The sequence below is a fragment of the Flavobacterium flavipallidum genome, assembly GCF_038289905.1.
GTDB classification, from domain to species: Bacteria; Bacteroidota; Bacteroidia; order Flavobacteriales; family Flavobacteriaceae; genus Flavobacterium; species Flavobacterium flavipallidum.
The window spans coordinates 92,023-112,214 of sequence record NZ_JBBYHU010000006.1 but is presented as its reverse complement, the minus strand read 5'-3'; the positions used below and the strand labels follow the sequence as shown (position 1 = coordinate 112,214).

The 20,192-nt window shown below is 34.3% G+C and carries 16 protein-coding genes; 5 read left to right on the top strand and 11 right to left on the bottom strand.

Going from position 1 to position 20,192, the window contains the following annotated elements; genetic code table 11:
* Positions 1-3 precede the first annotated feature (3 nt).
* On the top strand, positions 4-798 hold the full coding sequence (locus tag AAEO59_RS04975) for a cation transporter (RefSeq protein ID WP_341699637.1): 795 nt from the start codon (positions 4-6) through the stop codon (positions 796-798).
* Positions 799-927: 129 nt separating this feature from the next.
* On the opposite strand, the gene AAEO59_RS04970 is transcribed toward AAEO59_RS04975, so the two are convergent.
* Positions 928-1,968: an IS110 family RNA-guided transposase gene (locus tag AAEO59_RS04970; protein WP_341699636.1), complete on the bottom strand. Its 1,041-nt coding sequence runs from the start codon at positions 1,966-1,968 to the stop codon at positions 928-930.
* Between the two features lie 903 nt (positions 1,969-2,871).
* Here AAEO59_RS04970 and AAEO59_RS04965 point away from each other — a divergent pair.
* A complete protein-coding gene (locus AAEO59_RS04965; RefSeq protein ID WP_341699635.1) occupies positions 2,872-3,585 on the top strand; it encodes a hypothetical protein in 714 nt (237 codons plus the stop codon).
* Positions 3,586-3,629: 44 nt separating this feature from the next.
* The gene (locus AAEO59_RS04960) at positions 3,630-4,277 is read left to right on the top strand and encodes a hypothetical protein (protein WP_341699634.1); all 648 of its coding nucleotides are present in this window, start codon (positions 3,630-3,632) and stop codon (positions 4,275-4,277) included.
* A 389-nt stretch (positions 4,278-4,666) separates the two neighbouring features.
* Here the strand turns inward: AAEO59_RS04960 and AAEO59_RS04955 are convergent, their stop codons facing one another.
* From AAEO59_RS04955 to AAEO59_RS04910, 10 genes are all read right to left on the bottom strand, one after another.
* Positions 4,667-4,942 carry a molybdenum ABC transporter permease gene (locus tag AAEO59_RS04955; RefSeq protein WP_341699633.1) on the bottom strand — a complete coding sequence of 92 codons (276 nt, stop codon included), beginning with the start codon at positions 4,940-4,942 and terminating at the stop codon, positions 4,667-4,669.
* 154 nt (positions 4,943-5,096) lie between these two features.
* Positions 5,097-5,990 carry a conjugative transposon protein TraN gene (gene traN / locus AAEO59_RS04950; RefSeq protein WP_341699632.1) on the bottom strand — a complete coding sequence of 298 codons (894 nt, stop codon included), beginning with the start codon at positions 5,988-5,990 and terminating at the stop codon, positions 5,097-5,099.
* A gap of 34 nt (positions 5,991-6,024) precedes the next feature.
* Entirely contained in the window at positions 6,025-7,344 is a 1,320-nt protein-coding gene (gene traM / locus AAEO59_RS04945; protein WP_341699631.1) for a conjugative transposon protein TraM, read from the bottom strand.
* Positions 7,331-7,618 (bottom strand): nitrogen regulatory IIA protein, encoded by a 288-nt coding sequence (locus AAEO59_RS04940; protein WP_341699630.1) that lies wholly within the window; start codon positions 7,616-7,618, stop codon positions 7,331-7,333. The genes traM and AAEO59_RS04940 overlap by 14 nt, the downstream gene beginning before the upstream one ends.
* Positions 7,619-7,630: 12 nt before the next feature.
* The gene (traK, locus tag AAEO59_RS04935) at positions 7,631-8,254 is read right to left on the bottom strand and encodes a conjugative transposon protein TraK (protein ID WP_341699629.1); all 624 of its coding nucleotides are present in this window, start codon (positions 8,252-8,254) and stop codon (positions 7,631-7,633) included.
* 20 nt (positions 8,255-8,274) lie between these two features.
* Positions 8,275-9,267 (bottom strand): conjugative transposon protein TraJ, encoded by a 993-nt coding sequence (traJ, locus tag AAEO59_RS04930; RefSeq protein WP_341699628.1) that lies wholly within the window; start codon positions 9,265-9,267, stop codon positions 8,275-8,277.
* 2 nt (positions 9,268-9,269) lie between these two features.
* Positions 9,270-9,902: a DUF4141 domain-containing protein gene (locus tag AAEO59_RS04925; RefSeq protein WP_341699627.1), complete on the bottom strand. Its 633-nt coding sequence runs from the start codon at positions 9,900-9,902 to the stop codon at positions 9,270-9,272.
* 21 nt (positions 9,903-9,923) lie between these two features.
* Entirely contained in the window at positions 9,924-12,425 is a 2,502-nt protein-coding gene (locus tag AAEO59_RS04920; RefSeq protein ID WP_341699626.1) for a TraG family conjugative transposon ATPase, read from the bottom strand.
* A complete protein-coding gene (locus AAEO59_RS04915; RefSeq protein ID WP_341699625.1) occupies positions 12,422-12,748 on the bottom strand; it encodes a DUF4133 domain-containing protein in 327 nt (108 codons plus the stop codon). The genes AAEO59_RS04920 and AAEO59_RS04915 overlap by 4 nt, the downstream gene beginning before the upstream one ends.
* Before the next feature lie 11 nt (positions 12,749-12,759).
* On the bottom strand, positions 12,760-13,065 hold the full coding sequence (locus tag AAEO59_RS04910) for a DUF4134 domain-containing protein (protein ID WP_341699624.1): 306 nt from the start codon (positions 13,063-13,065) through the stop codon (positions 12,760-12,762).
* A 189-nt stretch (positions 13,066-13,254) separates the two neighbouring features.
* Here AAEO59_RS04910 and AAEO59_RS04905 point away from each other — a divergent pair, with 189 nt between their 5' ends.
* Positions 13,255-19,530: a P-loop domain-containing protein gene (locus AAEO59_RS04905; RefSeq protein ID WP_341699623.1), complete on the top strand. Its 6,276-nt coding sequence runs from the start codon at positions 13,255-13,257 to the stop codon at positions 19,528-19,530.
* Positions 19,487-20,182 (top strand): hypothetical protein, encoded by a 696-nt coding sequence (locus AAEO59_RS04900; protein ID WP_341699622.1) that lies wholly within the window; start codon positions 19,487-19,489, stop codon positions 20,180-20,182. The genes AAEO59_RS04905 and AAEO59_RS04900 overlap by 44 nt, the downstream gene beginning before the upstream one ends.
* The last annotated feature ends 10 nt before the right edge of the window (positions 20,183-20,192 follow it).

Genomic DNA, 20,192 nt, shown 5'->3' with positions numbered 1-20,192 from the left:
CAGATGAATAAAACCATATTCAATATAACTAAAATGGATTGCCCTAGCGAGGAGCAATTGATTCGTATGAAATTGCAAAATTTAGATACGGTAAAATCATTGGAATTTGATATTCCCAATAGAAAACTGGACGTTTATCACAATGAAAACCCAGGAGCAATTTTATCCGCTTTGGAAGCACTGAACCTAAATACAACATTGATTTCTACTGAAGAAAGCCAAGCAGTCTTTGCAACAGATACAAACAATAAGCAACGGAAACTGCTTTGGACAGTACTGCTTATAAACTTCCTCTTTTTCGGATTCGAAATGTCGTTTGGTATTCTTTCTAATTCAATGGGATTGGTAGCGGATAGCTTGGATATGCTTGCCGATAGTATTGTTTATGCCCTGGCATTATTTGCCGTTGGTGGCACTATAGAAAGAAAAGGCAACATCGCCAAATTTGCGGGTTACTTTCAAATTCTATTAGCTGTTATAGGATTTATTGAAGTTATCAGACGTTTTATAGGAATAGAACAAATGCCCGATTTTAAAACAATGATTATCGTTTCTGTTCTGGCGTTGATAGCAAATGTATTATGTCTTTACCTATTACAAAAGAGCAAAAGCAAGGAAGCGCACATGCAGGCTTCCATGATTTTTACATCGAACGATGTTATTATTAATTCAGGTGTTATCATTGCAGCTATTTTAGTTAAGTTGCTAAATTCAAGTTATCCCGATCTTATTATTGGAGCGCTTGTATTCCTAATTGTGGCAAAAGGTGCGTATCGCATTCTAAAACTTGCAAAATAATAATGAAGGTTAACAGAATTGTTCGTGAGAAAGCATAACACTGCGGATGAATTTCTTATTGAGAATTCATCTTGTTTTGCATATTTATTATTGGGTAGCATATAAAACAGCTACCCTTTTTTCATTTTATTACATGGTTATTGTTTCTGTTGTAGTACTCTGATTGTGATAATTTGAGCAATAAGACGTATTTGATTTCCATAGGATATACGTTAGCTCCAGAAGCTTTCTTTGAATGGCAACAATTGCTTTCATTTTAATGCCATGCCTTGAAGCCAATCTTAAGAAAATACATTTGAAGTTTTCATCGGTTCTGATTGCAGCCAATGCGGGGAAGTGCATTACTTTCCTTAAATTCCGATTACCCCGCTTGGATATTCGGGGTTTAGATTTCACAGAAGTTCCAGATGTTTTTTCCCTTACATCCAATCCAGCATAGCTTACCAACTGTCTTTTATTTTTTATTAATTCAAATCCGTTGGTTTCAGCGATAATGGTGACAGCAGTCAGATTTCCTATTCCTGGTATAGAAGTTATTACTTTCATCTTTTTAGCTATAGCTTCATCTCCTTTGATAAGTGCAGCAATTTCCTCCATTATTTCCTTTTCCTGCTTATCAATCATGGCAATTCTTTTCTTGGTACGTTTTATTGATTTTTCGCTAGATGTTGCAGAAGTACGCTCAGCATGTAGCTGATTTTTTAACATAGTCCGTTCCTGTACCAGTTGTTCTCGTTCTCGACAAAGCTGTCTCAAATCATTGAATATTTTTAATGGAGGTTGCCATACTTCTAATTGCCTTTCCAAGCCAAATCTTGCAATGGCTTGTGAAGCACTCTTGTCTGTAATAGTTTTTATGTCAAGTGTCCTTACATAATTACTGATCTTGTTTGGTAAAACGATACTAACTTGTTTTTGATTAGTGCAAAGGTAATAAGCTAAGGATTCATGGTAAACTCCGGTAGCTTCCATCACATACCGTACCTCTGCATTAGTTAATGTTTGCTTATTTACCCATGATACAAGACTGGAAAATCCTTTTTGTGTGTTGGGAAATACTTTATAGGCATAAACTTCTATGCTTATCTGTTGATCCATTCGACCAAGCGATACAACTAATTCATTTTGTGCGACATCAATTCCTACTGTCTGTTTTAATAATACCTTCATCTTATCTGGTTTAGGTAAGTGATAACCTTTCTACATCTTTTCTCCTGAATGGATATACTGGCTATACAACCCAATGTTTGTGGGTGAATTCCTTACATTCTGTTCAGATTCTAAAAGGTAAAAGAAGAGGAGGCAGTTTCTTTTCTTGAATATACTATTAAGCTATTTAAAGCAAAATCTGCTCTCACTCTTCCTCACTTAGATTATATTATACAAACATAGGAGGTAAAAGAAGAAGAGGCAGTTTCTTCGCTTGAAAATACTATTAAGCTCTTTAAAGCAAAATCTATCTCACTTTTCCTCACTTAGATTATATTATACAAACATAGGAGAAGCAAAAGAACGCCGCTGTATTATTGATAACATTGTTCTTAAAACTTATATCAATTCATTAACTCTGTAATTTATCATGATTAGCAATACAAATCAGCGTAAAAAGACACTCCCTTCCGAAGGTCGGAAAAGTCTTTTTACTATAAAAAAAGAAGCAAGCACTTCGGCAAAATGTGAATGCTCTCATTTTATCAAAAAGCTTGCGGTATTATTGCGTTAGGATATTCGCTATCCTCCTTTTCGTTTTGCCTGACATAGTGTAACTTTACATCAATCTGGTATCCAATCAAAATTAGTCTGTGGTTCAAAAAGAAGAAAATTACGCAAGCAGTTCCAACTATAGATAAATAAGAGCTAATTTTACATACAATATCAAAAATATCTTTAACTTTTGGTTTTAAATTAAATGCCATGCTATTTTTTCTCTAAATTTTAACTGTAAAAACAAAAGAAAATATTAAGAAAAATATTAAAAATTTCAATAAATAACTTCATAAATTTGGGTCACACAAGCATATAATTACCATAAACATTTATAAAGAACTCATGAGGACATTAAATTTGGATGAATTGATAGAAAAAATTAATTCATACTCTAGTGACATAATTTATTCAGATAGAGCTTATGTGCAAGATAAGATTTCACATTTTTTTAGTTTTCTTAATAATCAACCTATTTCAAAAAGGATTTTAGATAGAATTATTGATGATTTTTCTATTTTAAAAAATGAATTACCACCGACTAGAAATAATGTAATACTTGACCCTAGGATAAAAAGATCAATCAAATTAAGTATTAAAAATAGAGAAGAACAAGGGGCTTTTGGCTTTTTCATAATACAAGAATTATCTGATCAAGAAACAAAGTTTGAAAATCATTATTTATATGCACCTGCAAATTGGTATGACGGTATAACTGGTGATTATAATAAAAGACTTGAATGCTTAATTGAAAATTTCTTTAAACCATTCATCGATTTATTAGAATGGTATATTTATGAAAGTCAATCCAAATCTGATAAAGATTATTATTCCAAAAACGAAATAACAATAATTATTGATAGACTTAATGAGATACAATTAAAACAAGATTTATCAAATGAGATAATCTTTAATGAAGTTGATGAATTAAAAGAATTGATTCTATTTTTAAATAAAAAGAATTGGAGTGAAATATTGAAAGGAAAATTTAGAGATTTAATTTTAGGCGAAGTAATAACTTCTGAAAATGCAAAAGCAGTATATAAATATCTTCTAGAAAACAATCCTTTACTTTTAAAATAAACTCGATATAGAAGAATTTATTCCTTGACCTTACAACATAAAAAATGTCTGAAACAACTATAGATATTACGAAAAATGTTCTTGTAAATTACAAGGACATAACAAATTGGTTTCTTCTAATTGTCATAATAGTCATTGGGGGTATTAACTATCGTAAAGATATTTTACTTTCAAAAAAAATTGAATCTTTTAAAGCTGATCTTACCAAAAGAGAAATAAAATTTACCAGGCATACAGAATTGCAAATCGAATGTTTAAAAGCACTGTATGACCAGATTGTTACTTTACATTTTAGTTTTACTAATTTTACTAATCCACCTTACAATACCCATGAACTGTTACAAAAACAGATTGAAACTTTTCACTTTGAATTTGATAAAACCTTAATTTTTACCCATCGCAATAAAATACTTTTGACCGATGAAATAACAAATAAAATGAAGGTTTTACATGAGAAATACAAAAGAATAAATGAAGTTAGTCGAGATGAAATTATCTTGTTAACTTCCATACTAGAATATCCTGATCCTAATAACACACAGTACCATTATATCACCACAGCAGGTGAAGAAAATTTTATCAAACAAAGAATTGAAAAGTTGAGAAAACTTCCAGATGTACAGACTTTTGAGAATGATATCAAAGAGTTAAGAGAAGAAATAGAAATTTACTTTAAAACACTAGTTTCATAAACTCAAACAAGCTTAACACTATTTTATACTAATTACAACTATTGGGTTACACATGTATATTATTACCAAAATTTATTGTAAATAGAAATTAAGAAAAAAGAATATTTGATAATTAACAACTAAAAGCAGAATACTACCAGTAGCAAGTTTTTGTATCAAGCAGGTTGAATTTCAAAATTCAACACACGTTCTTCTATTTATTAAGCCTGTAATTTATCCTGATTAATAATACAAATCAGAGTAAAAAAACAATCCCTCCTTTGGTCGGGAAAGTCTTTTTGCTGTAAAATAGGATACAAGCACTTTGATAAAATATGTATCCTCCTATTTTACCAAAAAGCTTGCGAGTTTTATATGAGGATATCCACTAATCCTCCTTTTTCGTTTTGTTATTTTAGATTTTGCATTTCAATTTGAACTTCCTTTTCTTTTTCTTTCTTTTGTCTTGAATAGCTCCAGTAAAACAAAAGTCCAAAAAGAATCAGGATATAGGCAATCCATTTTCCGGTACGTTCCAAAAAAGTAATGATAACCGATTTTTCATAACTCGAAAAACCTTCCGCTCCCAAAGAACTTCTTCTGTAAAACTTTCTTCTGTTAATCCAATAACGAAGAACAAGACCACTTAGCAAAGCTAGAATACTTAAAACCAATGCTGGATTCATAATTTATATTTTTATGTTTCTCTTTCAAATTTAAAAACGGAATTCAAAGCTAACTTATTGTTTTAAAACAGTTAAGAAATCAAAAACACTAAATACCAAGAGGCTATTTCATGATTTATAAAACAGCCTCTCCTACTCTTCTTAAACTTATTTTCTACTTCATCTTTTTTATAAGTTTTGCCCTTACCAAATCGGAATTTTTTATTTTCAGTATCTGATGCCTGCTTCCACCCTTTTCGTAGAATCCTATCAATAGTAACTTATCATCAGCAATAGTAAATTGATTCAGTAAAAAAATATTCCGTTCTGTCGTATTAGCCCTAATTTCATCCAGCGGTTTGTAGATTCGTAATGGAGTCAACATTCTTTCCTGTATCACGGTTCGTTTGGCGACTTTTTTATCCACCACTTTGAAAGTAACAAAATCAATCTGAAACGGCACATCAGTAAAATTACGAAGTACAGTATGAAAATAAAACTTGTTATCATGGATATAAATTCCTTTCAATTGGAACTGGATACCAAAACTCTTCGCTTCTAAATACTTTGTAAGCGATCGGTCTTTCTTATAAATTCTTCCCATTAAATTTTCAACTACAGAAGGCGTATTCTTTCCTAATTCCTCAAAAAGTACATCATGGGTATTGGCTCTGTTCATCCTCTTTTGCATTTCCAAAAGATTATAATTCATATTGGTAGGACAAGGATTGTACAACACGTTAAAATTGTAAAAATGACCGTCTTCAGTTATCACTGAAAAATTGGTTTCTTCTTCAAAATCACGAACAGCTGCTTTTACCCGTAATACATTTTCTGCATCTTCCGCCTTAGCAGCAACCAGATATTCACTTCCTAAATCCACATAACGAATAGCAGCCGGAAATATAAGGTGTGAAGTTTTATTATACGTTACTGTAATTTGATACGGCATTATCTTTCCCAAATTCAATTTAGTTGTATCTGGAGCTGTATGTTTACTTTGAGAATTAGTAGTGTAGCTTATCACTAAAACCATTACTACTAGTATGTTTTTAATTGTTGTTTTCATCTTTTACTTTATTAAATTTCACAAAATTGAATCATTATTTTTTTGAAATAAGGAACACCTGATGCCCTGCTTTCAATGTTACTTTTGGAGTTCGCATTTTTTTAGAAAAGTAACCCGAAACACCTTGTACCACACCCCGACTTAAATCGCCTGCTATTTGTTGTCCGGCTGATCTGGTCATCATGATACTAGTACCGGAAGTTTGGCTCATATTGGAAGCCATTTCAGTGAGGGCATTCATTTCAAGTGAATAAGGCACCAATAGACCTTCTTGTCCGTCCAATCCATAGACTGTAATAGCAACAGGAAAAATGCTACCTTTCAGTTCTACCGAAGTAATTTTCATTTGAAGTCGTCCCTGTTGAAACTTTGCATTGGCAGTCAATACCGTTCCCTGTGGAATAAGATGATTTGCTGTTTTTGCAGCTTGCAACAAACGCAAACGAACACTACCCTCTCCTATTAGCCGCTGTGTTTCATGAATTACAGCGCGGATACTATTTTGAGGTTGAATTTGCTGTTCGGTTTTCCCTACGGTATAAAATCCATGATTCCGATTTTCACTCCAATTGGCAAATATTGTACTATCTGTAGGTTCTCTATACAAAGCAGAAACAACTTTTTTAAGATTAGGTGTAACACCTATAAAAACTTCCTTTTGGGTTGATGAACTAGAAAATGGTGTTTTTTGTTCCTTTAACTGTTCAGTTGAAGCCATATTTGTCGGTAGGTATTTTGCAGCCATCTGATAGGATTTCTCCATTAATTCCAATTGGCTTTCTACAGGATCAACCGCTTCACTATCCTTTTTTACCAATTGTGCTTTTAATTCATCTAGTTGTTTACGTAGTTGAATTGTCTCCGAATTATCATTCTGATAAAAAGTCCCCAAAGTATTTTGGGCATTGCGATAACTGTCCAAAGAAGGATTCCTATTTCTTACTGCATTATTAGAAGTTTCATCCTCATATTCAGAAACCGTTGAACTTTGACTATCAATATCATCTTCTTTCCAATAGTCAGACAGAGATAACAATACATTTTGCTTTTCCTGATTCATTTGTTCCAGCATTTCCTGCTCATAGGCTTTTTGTTTATCAGACTGTAAATATGTATTAGTAGCTTGTGGAACAGAGTCATTAAAGCCCATGATTTCCGTTATTTTTTTATCTTCAGCTGGTTTGAATATTAAATACATACACCCCAGAAATACAACTCCCATCAGAAAAAAAATGATTGGCTTTTTCAGTTTTTCGAATTTGTTCTCTGTATTTTCCTGAAGCACGTCTGTAGCTTCTTTTGAACTACCATCCCAAACAAAGACCATATCCTTTTTATTTTTATCTTCTTTCATGTTTTTTATTTTTTATGATTTTTAACAATGAATCCTGCAATGTAATAGTGGATTCTTTTTTTCTGACAACAGGGTTTTCAATGTGTTCAATGGCTAGACTACGATTAGATTTTTCAAAGTCGTACCAAACTTTTAGAATAACAGCTATTGTAAGAACCAAATATCCCAAAAAGCAACACATAAGATATCTGTACTGTTGCTGCAAAGGAAGTTCTCGCCAACGGGTATCAAGGGCTTCAAACCAACTATTTATTTTTCCTCGTAGTTCTTTCATCTTAATCATTTTTTACCGTTCAACAACCTCTATATCTCTATTTTCTACTACCGCAAACTTTTCAATATTAAAGCCCTGAGGATTGTTGTCGGATCGAACAGAATTCACCAGATAACATTTTGTCACCAGATTACGTTTAGTGACATTACTGGAGCGAATAATAAATTGTCTAGCATAAGTTCTGACGGCATACGGATAATTATCGAAGTTGCAAACCACACTATCTATTTCAATACGTTGTTGCACATTGCCCGATATGATACGGTTGTAATATCCTTTTTCAGACAAATCTTTGTAATAATCAAATGCACTTTTGTCTGCAAGGTTGAACGCTCTTTTCATATTATTTTCTATAGCATTTTTATCCGGTGCCAGTGTAAAGAAAAGTTCATGAAAACGTCGAACATGCTCACGGGCTTCAACAGGACGATTGATAGAAGCATCCTGTGCAAGTGCCAGCATTAGCGATTTTCCGTTGTCCAACACATAGACCTTTTGACGTTGCAATTCTGCAAAACGGTACGATTGCCAGACACTATATCCTGTTACACCAATACATAATGTGGCAAATACAATGGCATACAATCTGATTTGCCTGAAACTGTTTTCAATATTTCTTAAGGTTTTAAATTCCATTTTACTGCTATTTAATATTATTACTTCATTAATCTGCCTCCAATATTGCCCGCAACTGCTCCTGTCCCGGCACCTAGAATGTTTCCAGTTTTGGTTGTGGTCTGATTTACATTACGCATAAAATTACCCGCTCCCCCAGCCTGAATTATCCAACCCGTTACCGTAGGAATTGTAAAATAGCCAATGATGCCTATAATCATAAAGATGATATACACCGTATTGGAGGAATCAGGAATAAAATTGGGATCAGACAAGCTTTCTATATCCTTTTGTAGAATTAAAGATTGTATCTTGGATAGCATTGCACTGAAAAGATCGGCAACAGGCAGCCAGAGATACACACTTATGTATCGGGTAAGCCATTGTGTGAGTGTGGACTGAAATCCATCCCAAACTGAAATTGCAAAAGCTATCGGTCCTAATATGGACAAGACTATCAAGAAGAAAGTGCGTATCGTATCTATGACAAGTGCAGCAGCCTGAAACAAGATTTCCAAAAACTCTCTAAAGCCATCACGAATTTCCTTTTTGACTCCGTACATTTCTCTTTCCATATACATGCCTGACATAGTGACTAAATCCGCTGGTGTCCACCCTAGTTCATCCAATTTCTTATCAAATTCTTCGTCCGAAACCAAATAGGCTGTTTCTGGATTACGAAGCATGGCTTCTCTTTCCAGTTGGTCTTTCTGCTGCTGTAGCACATTCAAATCCAAAACCTGATTTTCTAAGATACTATGTGTGCCGATAACCACCGGACTAAGCACCGCATTAAGCGTTCCTAATACCATAGTGGGAAAAAACATAATACAAATCCCTAATGCAAAAGGTCTCAAAAGTGGATACACATCTATGGGTTCTGCGCTACTCAGTGCCTGCCAAACTTTCAATGCTACATAAAACAAAGCACCTAATCCTGCCAGACTTTTGGCTACTGCTGCCATATCAGCTGATAGTGGCATCATTTCATCATAGAGCGAGCGTAATACTTCATGAAGATTACTGAATTCCATGATTACCAGTATTTTTGATTAGCCGTACCATAAAGATCCAATACTCTTTTACTATTATTGGCTTTTTTCGATCGCAGATAACTTACAGAAATATTTTTGTTGGTGAAATAGCGAACCAAATTATGGTACTCTTTGACCTCCTTATACACACCGTCAATAATATCCATCCGCTCTTTGTCATTCAGGGACAAAGTAGAAGCAGACACTATTTGCTTTAACTCTTTCAGAAGGTTAGTACTTTCATTTAACAAAATGGAATAACCATTGGCGATAGCCGTTAATTCTTGCTGATTGAAATTGGGATCATTCAACATTTTTCCAAAATTCTTTACATAGATCTCAGAAACATCACCCACAAGCAAAACGGTCTGTTGGACTTTACGAGCATCTTTAACCAGATTATTTACCGCTTTTAGCTTATCATAATATTCTTTCCCTTGATTATAGACTTTTTGAACTTCTTTAAAGTTGTTAATCATATTGGTAGCCGTAGTGGAAGTCTGTACAATCTGCCTGGCAGTATTGACGATACTTTGAGACAGATTGGATGGATCAGTTACCACCCACTGGGCTTTTACTTTCGATGTGACAGTAAATAGCATTACTACACACACTATTGAAATCATTTTTCTCATTTTTATCGAATTTTAAATTAATTACGAATTGTTTTCTTTTCTCTGAAGTGCTATCCGTTTGATAGCCTGTTCCACATTTCCATCGAGTTCTTCCGCAAGACGCATCACTTCCAACTTTTCAGTTTCTTCTGTGGTATAAGCCAAATATTCCTCAACACTGACTTCTGTGGCATAGACTGCTGAATGCGTCCCTCCTAAGCCAATCCAAACTTCTTTATACAGTCGTTTAGAGTCATTGTTCATATTGATGGAAAGCACCTGTGCTTTTTCTTTATCGGTGAGTCCAAGCATGGCTTGAATCTCATCAAATTTGTTCATGTATTTCCGCTGATCCAGCAGTATTTTACAATCCGAATTATTGATGATACTTTCCTTTACAATCGGTGATTGAATGATATCATCTACTTCCTGAGTTACAACAATAGCTTCTCCAAAAAACTTTCTAACTGTTTTAAAAAGGTATTTGATGTATTCCGCCATTCCTTCTTTTGCAATCGCTTTCCAGGCTTCTTCAATCAGGATTAGTTTCCGAACTCCTTTCAGGCGACGCATCTTATTGATAAAAACCTCCATGATGATGATGGTTACAATTGGAAAAAGAATTTTATGATCTTTGATAGCATCAATTTCAAATACAATAAATCGTTTAGAAAGTAAGTCGAGTTGTTTATCAGAATTGAGTAGATAATCGTATTCTCCTCCTTTGTAGTAAGGTTCTAATACGTTGAGAAAATTGGCAAGGTCAAAGTCTTTTTCCCGTACCTGCTTTTCATTCAACACCTTTTTATAGTCCACTCCTACAAATTCATAAAACCCATTAAAAGAAGGAAATTCGTCATTCTGCTTGATTCGTTCAATGTATCCACTCACTGCATTGGACAAGGCCACTTCTTCGGAACGGGTTGGCGGTTCATCATCCCTTTTCCATAAGGTTAATATCAAGGTCTTGATACTTTCTTTTTTCTCAATATCAAATACACCATCATCAGTATAAAAAGGATTAAAAGCGATTGGATTGTCTTCGGTATAGGTAAAATAAACACCGTCTTCTCCTTTGGTTTTATCTTTGATGAGTTCGCACAATCCCTGATAAGAATTACCGGTATCCACCAGCAACACATGTGCTCCTTGTTCATAATACTGACGAACCATGTGATTGGTAAAAAATGACTTTCCTGAACCTGATGGGCCTAGTATAAACTTGTTTCTATTGGTGATAATACCACGCTTCATCGGCAAATCGGAAATATCCAAATGAATGGATTTTCCAGTAAGTCTATCTGCCATTTTGATTCCGAACGGTGACGGCGAACTTTGATAGTTGGTTTCTTCCGTAAAAAAACACAAAGCAGGTTCTATGAAAGTGTAAAAACTTTCTTCACTTGGAAAATCTGCGGCATTGCCTGGCATTGCTGCCCAATAGAGCGTGGCTACATCTGTGGTATTATGTCTGGGTTTGCATTCCATCAGTGCCAAAGCACTCCCTGTATCGTTCTTCAACTGTTTTAGCTCAACCGGATTGTCTGACCAAGCCATTATATTGAAATGCGCCCGAATCGATGAATGTCCAAAAGAATGCGCTTCGTTCAGATAACGTTCTATCCATTCCTTATTAATCTGATTGGCTCTACTGTAACGAGCCAACGAGTGCATGTTCCTTGCTGATTTCTCAAACTTACGCAGGTTGTCTTCACTGTTATCCAGAAACAGATACTGATTGTAAATGTGGTTGCAACTCAACAGTAATCCAACCGGAGCTGCAAAGGACAATAAACAATCACTTCTATCTGTAGAAAGTTTTTCGTAACGGGTTTCAGCCGAAACAGTTCCGGGTAAATCATCCGTATCTGACAACGTATGTAAGCAGAGTCTTTTGTTACCAATACGAACTTCTTCAGCTCCCAGAGCAATATCCTGCATTGGAGTTCCTAATTCCCTTGAAAGCGTCAGGTATTGTTCCAGTAAGCCTTGTTTGTCATTTGTTCCAATGATATCCTCTTCAGTTAATCGTTCCAATTTCACAAAACCAGAATCATTTACTATTCGTTCAAACTGCGTTACAGCTTCCATAAAACGATGAATGGTTTCTTTATCCCTTATTTCTTTTGGAATAAGGATACCTTTGCAAAGCGAAGAGAAATTGCTCTGCATTCGCATACGCTCTTTAGTCGTTTTGGTTAGAAATAAATAGCAATAATGGTTCAGAAACGGGCGTTCATTAAAATGTTGCTGGTAGGATTTTGCTAAAAAGCTCAAATCTTCCTGAGCCATATCAGGAGCATAATTTTCCTTAATGTACCAATCCTGTTTGTGTACAACCGTATAATCGGGCAAAGTCTTGATTGCCTTATGCCATGCGGAATGAATGGCTTCATATTCAGCAGCAGCAACTGTAAAAAGCTCTGGAAGTTGTACCCGAAAACAAGCGGTAATATCCGCATCCTTTGAGATAATACAATTATTTTCTACCGCTAACAATGGAAATTTACTTTCCAGCGTAGTCGCTTTTGATTTATTTCTCATAAGTTTCTGGATTTTAATTTGAAATAGCGGTACACAGGCTTGCGACAGATGATGTATCGAGGGTGTCTTTTACGTGCGCCTATTTTCATCAAGCCGTGTTCTCCATACTTCTGATTAAGGGAAAAAGTTTGCCATATAATCAGAGAACTTCCACCAATCCCGATAAACAAGCAGATATAAGAATTAACTCCTGCCATGTACAATACCATTACTAGAATAAGAATGCCAAGCAATCCTCCTGCAAAAAGGAATAGGTATTGTGCTTTCAATCCTTTAAACTCTACTGTTCTCCCAATACCTTTGTTGATGTTATATGTATTCATCAGCCAAAAGATTAAAGGAAGAAGGAACGCAAGATGGTCGCTGATACGATCAAAAAGATACAAGCTCCAAACCAACTCGCCGCTGTTTTACTGGTATCGGGATCCCCGCTACTGAATTTATTGTACACTTTAACACCTCCTATTAAACCAACTACTGCTCCGATGGCATAAATAAGCTGGGTGGCAGGATCAAAATAAGAGGTTACCATTTGTGTCGCTTCGTTAATTCCTGCTGCACCATTACCCTGGGCAAACGCACTGTAAGCTGACAGCATACTTATGACCGACAGCATTACTTTTTTTCTTTGTTTTTCCATAATTGAATGAGTTAACTTGTTATGTATTCCTGCACTTTGCAAGATTTTGTGACAAAGGTGTTATGAAAGTTTGGGGGCAATAAGAAAGTGGCATTAAGAGAAATTGTTTGGCTTTAAGTGGCAATTATTACCCTCAAAAAATAGTATATTAGCTACTTTAAAATCTTTTTAACATAGAAAATATAAATAATGTCAAATGACTTAGTAGCATATTCAAGAGCGGGAGATGTATTTCACTACAGATGGGCAGCCAGACGTTGTTTAGGATTGGTGTATCCAAACGGTTTAATAGAATCGATTGTGATTGAAGGCTCAAAAGAAAATGAGAAGCAAGGAGAATATGTTGTAGATGTCGCTGAATATTACGATGAGATAATCAACAAAAAACAGATTAAATATTACCAATTAAAACACACAACAGTTCAGAAAGATTCTCCGTTTGTTTTGAGTGACTTGAAGGATACGATTGAGGGGTTTTCAAAAAGATATGGCCAACATTTAATAGAAAATAATCCTCCAGATTTTTCATTTACCATTGTTACTAATAGACCAATAGAAGATTCTTTCAAACAGAATATAATTTTGTTAGCAAATAATGAAACAGTTAATAAAAGGTTTACAAATACTATTGAAAAATATACAGGATTTTCTTCAGATGAACTGAGTAAGTTTTGTAAACTGTTAAACTTCGATGATGGCGAGGGCGATTATAATACTCAAAAAGATGAGCTGAGATTAGAAATAGCACAACTTATTGCTGGAGCTGTTGATAATGCTCAAATTGAAAGTATTGTTGCTCTTGTACAGGAAAGGGTTCTACCAGACTCTAATGGGATAATTTCCCGGCAAGATATTTTAAAACGTTTTGGTATTTCCTCTGAAAGAGATCTTTTTCCGGCTCCCGTTATATGGGAACAAGCAAACAATATTATTAACAGGGAACAACACGAAGAGCTTATAAAAAATATTTTAAGTGCTTCATATCCTGTCATTGTCTATGCGCCAGGCGGTGTTGGAAAATCTGTATTCTGTCGACAGCTAATACATAGATTACCCTCAGATTCAATAGGTATTGCTTATGATTGTTTTGGAGCGGGACGATATAGAAACCGTAGTGAGCCTCGACATAGACATCGTGATGCCTTGGTACAAATTATCAATGAAATTGCCGTAAAAGGTCTATGTGATCCTTTACTTGTACAGGATACATCTAATGATAATGATATTATGAAGAAGTTCTTATGGCGGATTGAAACCGTTGTAAAAACCTTAAAACAAACAAATAATTCTGCCAACTTATTTATTTTGATTGATGCGGCAGATAATGCAGAAATGGCTGCCCAAGAATATAATCATCCCTGTTTTGCTAATGAGTTGCTTCGTGAAAATATACCGGAGGGATGTAAGCTGGTTTTACTATGTAGAACAGAACGAATTGAGTTACTAAAACCTAGCTCTAAAATTGTTCAGTTTGAATTAAAAGAATTTTCAGAAACGGAATCGCTAATAAATTTACAGAAATGGTTCTCCGAAGCTGATGAAAACGATGGAACTGAATTTCATCGGTTAACTAGTGGCAACCCTCGTGTACAGGCAAACGCCTTGAGTGTCAAAGCATCGTCTGTTTCTGAATTATTAAGTAGATTAGGTCCTGCGGGAATGACGGTTGAAGAGCAAATTGAACTGCAATTAAATACAGCTATATCAGCAATAAAAGACTCCTTGTCGGATTCTTTTCAAGAGCAGATACAGGCAATATGTTTAGGACTGGCAAGCTTACCACCTCATATTCCAATAGAAATCTTAGCAAAAGCAGCAAGAGTAACAACCGATACGATTAAGAGCTTTGTAGCAGATATCGGTCGTTCATTGTGGTTGTCAGACGAATCAGTTCAATTCAGAGATGAGCCAACAGAAACTTGGTTCAGAAAGACTTTCTTAGCAAAAAAAGAAATTTTTGAGAACTATATAAACATATTAGAGCCTTTAGCTAAGGATTACACTTATGTGGCTGAGGTTTTACCTCACCTGTATCTTCAAGCAGAAAAATATGAAAACCTAATCGAGATTGCACTTTCTGATAATTATTTGCCAGAAGATAATCCTATTGATGCAAGAAATGTACGTGTTTATAGGTTACAGTTTGCTTTTCGTGCTGCATTGAGAGCAAAGCAATATAATGATGCCATTAAGATAGCTATGAGAGCTGGCGAGGAAGTAGCAGGAAATCAGAGGCAACTGGGGCTTTTTCTTAACAATATTGATTTACTTGTCAATTTACAGGATAAACAGAAGGTTCAGGATATTGCATTCAAGCGTTTATTGAGTGGAGCTTGGAATGGCTCTGAAAATGTATATACTGCTTCATTATTGTCAGGAATTAATGAATATAAGGGAGAAGCCAGAGGCTATTTAAGAGCAGCTGTAAATTGGCTAAAAATACACTTTGAAGAACTTAAAAAAAGTGATGAACGCCATCCACAAAATGAAGTTACAGAAGGTAATGTTGTAGAATTAGCATATGCATTTTTCAATATTTATGGAGTAGAAGATTGTATTAATTTTCTAAATCGATTCACATCCAAAGCATTTGTTTTTGGAATAATAAAAAATCTAATAAAAAGGCTTGTAGATGTTGGAAACTTTGAAGCTATTAATGATTTTTTAAAAACTTGCACCAGACAACAATACTATACAGTGGCTATTGTTAGCGAACTCATGAAAATTGGCATATTTCCGGAAAAACATCTCATAGATACTTGTTTAATGCTCTTAACAGGTTCAAAATCCAGAATTAAAAGACCGCAGCATTCCTATCATAATGACAATATTATACCCGCTATAGTCTCTTTTACAGAGGCTTGTTTACATAGAAACTTACCTTCCCGACAAATTCTAAGGGTATTGAGACACTATATACCTTCAAAAGCGTCACGTATGGTATACAGCGAACATCAATCTGAGGAACGGACCGTCTACCTAAAAACACTCGCTATCCGAAAGCTATTGGAAGATAAATCGGAAGTAGATATTGATGCTATTTTACCTGAAAATCTAGCAGAAAAAAAGAAAAAGAATGACAACGATAGAAATAATGAGATTAAAGAATTCAAAGAAGTAATCAATGGATTGTTTCCCTGGTATTTTCTAAGAGTTAGAATATTGAGCCAACAGGACTTCAATTTTGCAGATGAATTAAAAAATGCAAATGACAAATCAATAAATGCAAGAACCAATAGATATCGATCTTACGATACTTTACCTAATGAAATTGCTGCACTTCAATCATCTATTCTAATATTACATAACAAAGGAAATACTGAAGAAATAAACTGGTTTTATAATACCTACTTCAAAAACAATAAATCTTTGTGGATATCTGATGAACACAATATAGTAAGAGCGGCATTCAGATTATCGCATTTATCCTTGATAAAACAAGAACTTGAGCTAAGTGCTTATGAACGAATAAAAAGCACCACCGAAGATGGGCCGGAAGAAACAGCGGAAAGATATATTGGGCTTGCACGTGCTGTATTGAATACCGCTCCTGATGACGCAAGTGTATATTTTGAAGAAGCCGTAAATATTGTGTCTAAATTTGGCGATGAAATAGTTAGAAGATGGGAAGCAGTTGTATCGCTTGCAAAGCAATCATGCAATGGAGATAGTACCTCCGATGAATTAGCGTATCGATTTATACGCTGTGCTGAAGTAGTGGGAGAATACGTCTCACGCGAAAAGTATTGGAACAGAAGCGAAGCTATTGCAATTTGTGCGAGAATATCAAGCGGAGAAGGAATATCCGCACTAAGTCGATGGCGGGATAGAGACATAGGAAGGTTTGAATACCAATTAGAAGCATTACTGATTGAATTGATACAATCTAGTAAAATATCGTCTTCAACAGGATGGGCAATGTCTAGATTTTTTTCCTATCATCAACATGAAGAATTGCTTTCTCTCTGTCTGGAAAATGAAACTAATATTGGAATAAAGAAAAAGATACTTGCAGATGCCATTCATCTGCTTCAAATAGAAGGTTCTACTCCCGAATATTGGAAAAAGATGGAGTTAATAGCCTCCCGACAAAATATCCAGAATGAGGCATTAGATGGAATCTTAGTTTATAATCAAAAGAATAAAAAGACACTACCAGAGTATAAAAAAAATAAAACTGTTTCAAACACAAATCACACAGAAGATTATGTAAATTGGGAACATATTTTTGGAACTCTGAATATTCTAAATAATGAACAATTTGAAAAATGCATTCATAAATTTAATACAATATCCAAAAAGAGTTCTTACAGGAATATAAACAACTTTTGGAATGAAGCTATAATAAGATTAAGTGAAAACAATCTTTGGAAATTTATCGAAGTATTACTTTCATCTGAATTAAGTCATTATGAATTCACATCATTTTTCAATTCGCTCCCAGAAGAATGGAAAAATAAAGTTAGTTTCAAGAAAAAATGGACTGTTGTAGTAAAGCAATTAGGATTCAAGTACGCACAGGAACTGGTTAGTCCATATTCGTTTAGATATTTTGTGGAACATTTTAGCCTTAATAAAGATGAAATTAATAAACTAAAAGAAGGGATATTTGAAGGGCTCGCAAACGGATATGAGTTCTCTGATGCAGAAATGTTTTTTGGATTTGTAAGTATTACTATTCCAACAATTGATTCTCTAAAGGCAGCAGATTTACTTGATTATACACTGTCTAGATTTGAACTCCATATTGACAATGATTTTGGTGATGGAGAATGGAGAAAAGAGCTCTTTACAGATAAAAATATCAATAATCAAATAGCAGGTTTCATTTGGTCTGCCCTTGGTTCTCCTCGCTCGGTAGATCGGTGGAATGCAGTACATACAGTAAGAGTACTAGCGGAATTTAACTGTACGGATATCATTGATGAATTAATTAATTGGTTAAAGTATAATAAAGTAGGTGCTTATGGTAACCATAAATTTCCTTTTTATAACCTTCATGCACGATTATATTCATTAATAGCTTTAGTAAGAATTTCTTTAGAAAAGCCTGAATTATTGACTCGGTACAATGACATATTCATTCAATATGCCTTTGGAGAGCCTCATGCTCTCATACAAAAATTTTCAGCAGAAATAGCGGTAAATATCTCTATTTCATTGGAGAATATATATAATGAGGAAACTTTGAGGAAACTAAAATCTGTTGGTAAAAATAAAATGCCAATATTGGAAATGAACTACAATGAGAAAGTTGATAGTTACTGGCATATCAATACAGAAATTGCTACTGAATATGATTTTCATTTCGGATGGGATTTTGATAGATACTGGTTTGAACCCTTAGGCAATGTATTTGGCATACCTGGGAAACAAGTAGAAGACATAGCTGCTAATGTTATTATTAAAGAATGGGGTATAAAAGATAAAAATGGATATTACAATGATCCAAGAGTTTCTATATGGAATAGAGATCCCAATGAAAGAGAAACTTCGCATAGCCATGGAAGTTACCCAAAAACTGATAATCTTGATTTTTATTTATCCTATCACTCTATGATGGTAGCAGCAGCAAAGCTTATAGAAAAAATGCCTATAGTTTCAAAACGTGATTGGTATGATAACGAGTGGGATGAGTGGATTTCTGGACATTTATTAACATGCGATGATGGAAAATGGTTAATAGATTATTCTGATCCAGTACCATTAAAAAGACCAGAATGGATTTCAAAAAACAAGGATGGTAATTGGAGAACAGATATATCAGAAAATAATTATATTGAAGCACTATTAACGGATAATTCTAACGGAGAAAAATGGTTTTGTGTAAAAGGTGGATGGGAAGAAGGTGATGGTGAAAGAACAGAAAGTTTTTCAATCACTTCTTCATTGGTTTCTAAAAATACGTCAAAATCATTGATGATAGCATTAGAAACCTGTAGTGATCCATATGATTATAAACTTCCAGACTACGAAGAAGATGATAATGAAATAGATTCCGATTCTTTTATACTTAAAGGATGGATTAAAGATGAATCAATTTCTAAAAGATTAGATAAATATGACCCTTATGCGGATAATGTGGATTATCCTCCTTATATAGTTGGAGCTGATATAATGAGTAGATTAAATTTATCATTGGGGAATGATGGAAAATTTTGGTATTTACCAACATTATCTTTTCCTGCGTTGCAATGCGAAATATGGAGTAGTCATCGAAGTGACAGAGATGAAAATCCAGACCAAGCTGGTAAACAATTAAAAGCATCATTACAATTCTTAAAACACATGTGTTCAACTCTTAATTGTGACATGATATTCGAAGTTAGCATAAAAAGGGAAATTAATTATAAATACCGAAGCCAGAAAGATAAATACGAATATTCGAAACCTATACACAAACTATTTATACTATCATCAGATGGAGAACTTAGAACAACAGGAAAAAATCATAAACTTGGGTAAACTCTTCGTGAAAGAGCTAAAATTAGAGCCAGGCGTTGATACCTTCTCACGCTGGATGGCTCATTATCTTGCAGAAAAAATGTCTGTGGCAGAACAATCAGAAGGTAGTCAAAAAGAGGCTGCTGAAAAAGAATGTTTTGATGTTATATTAAAATTATGGCAACATCGGCATTCACTTCCAACCGGAAGAAGACCTTTCGAAAGTTTCGAGTCTCTCTTGGAAACATTATCTAAGTTAAAACCTGACACAGATGATCCGTATTTTTACAATGCATTTCGTAGTAAAGACTTAACGAGATTAAAAATAGACAATACACCTGTAGAAGAATGGATGGATATTGCCAAAGAAATTGATAAGACGTCCAGAATTTGGATTGAATACGCATTCAATCAAGCTTCAAATAATGCAAAAAATGAAAAAACAAAGGAGTGGATTGAAAATACAATTGAATTATCAGATAATACTGAAACAGATATTATTAATGTTCTACTAGATAATAACACAACTTTTAATATTGATGATGACTTTTCAAAACAATATGATATTGAAAGGTTAACAAAAAGAATCTCTCAACTCCAGAAATATGCAAAGCTTAATGAAACTATATTAAATGCATATAAAACTGATCTTGAAAACCATCAAGCTAAATAAAATATTGGGG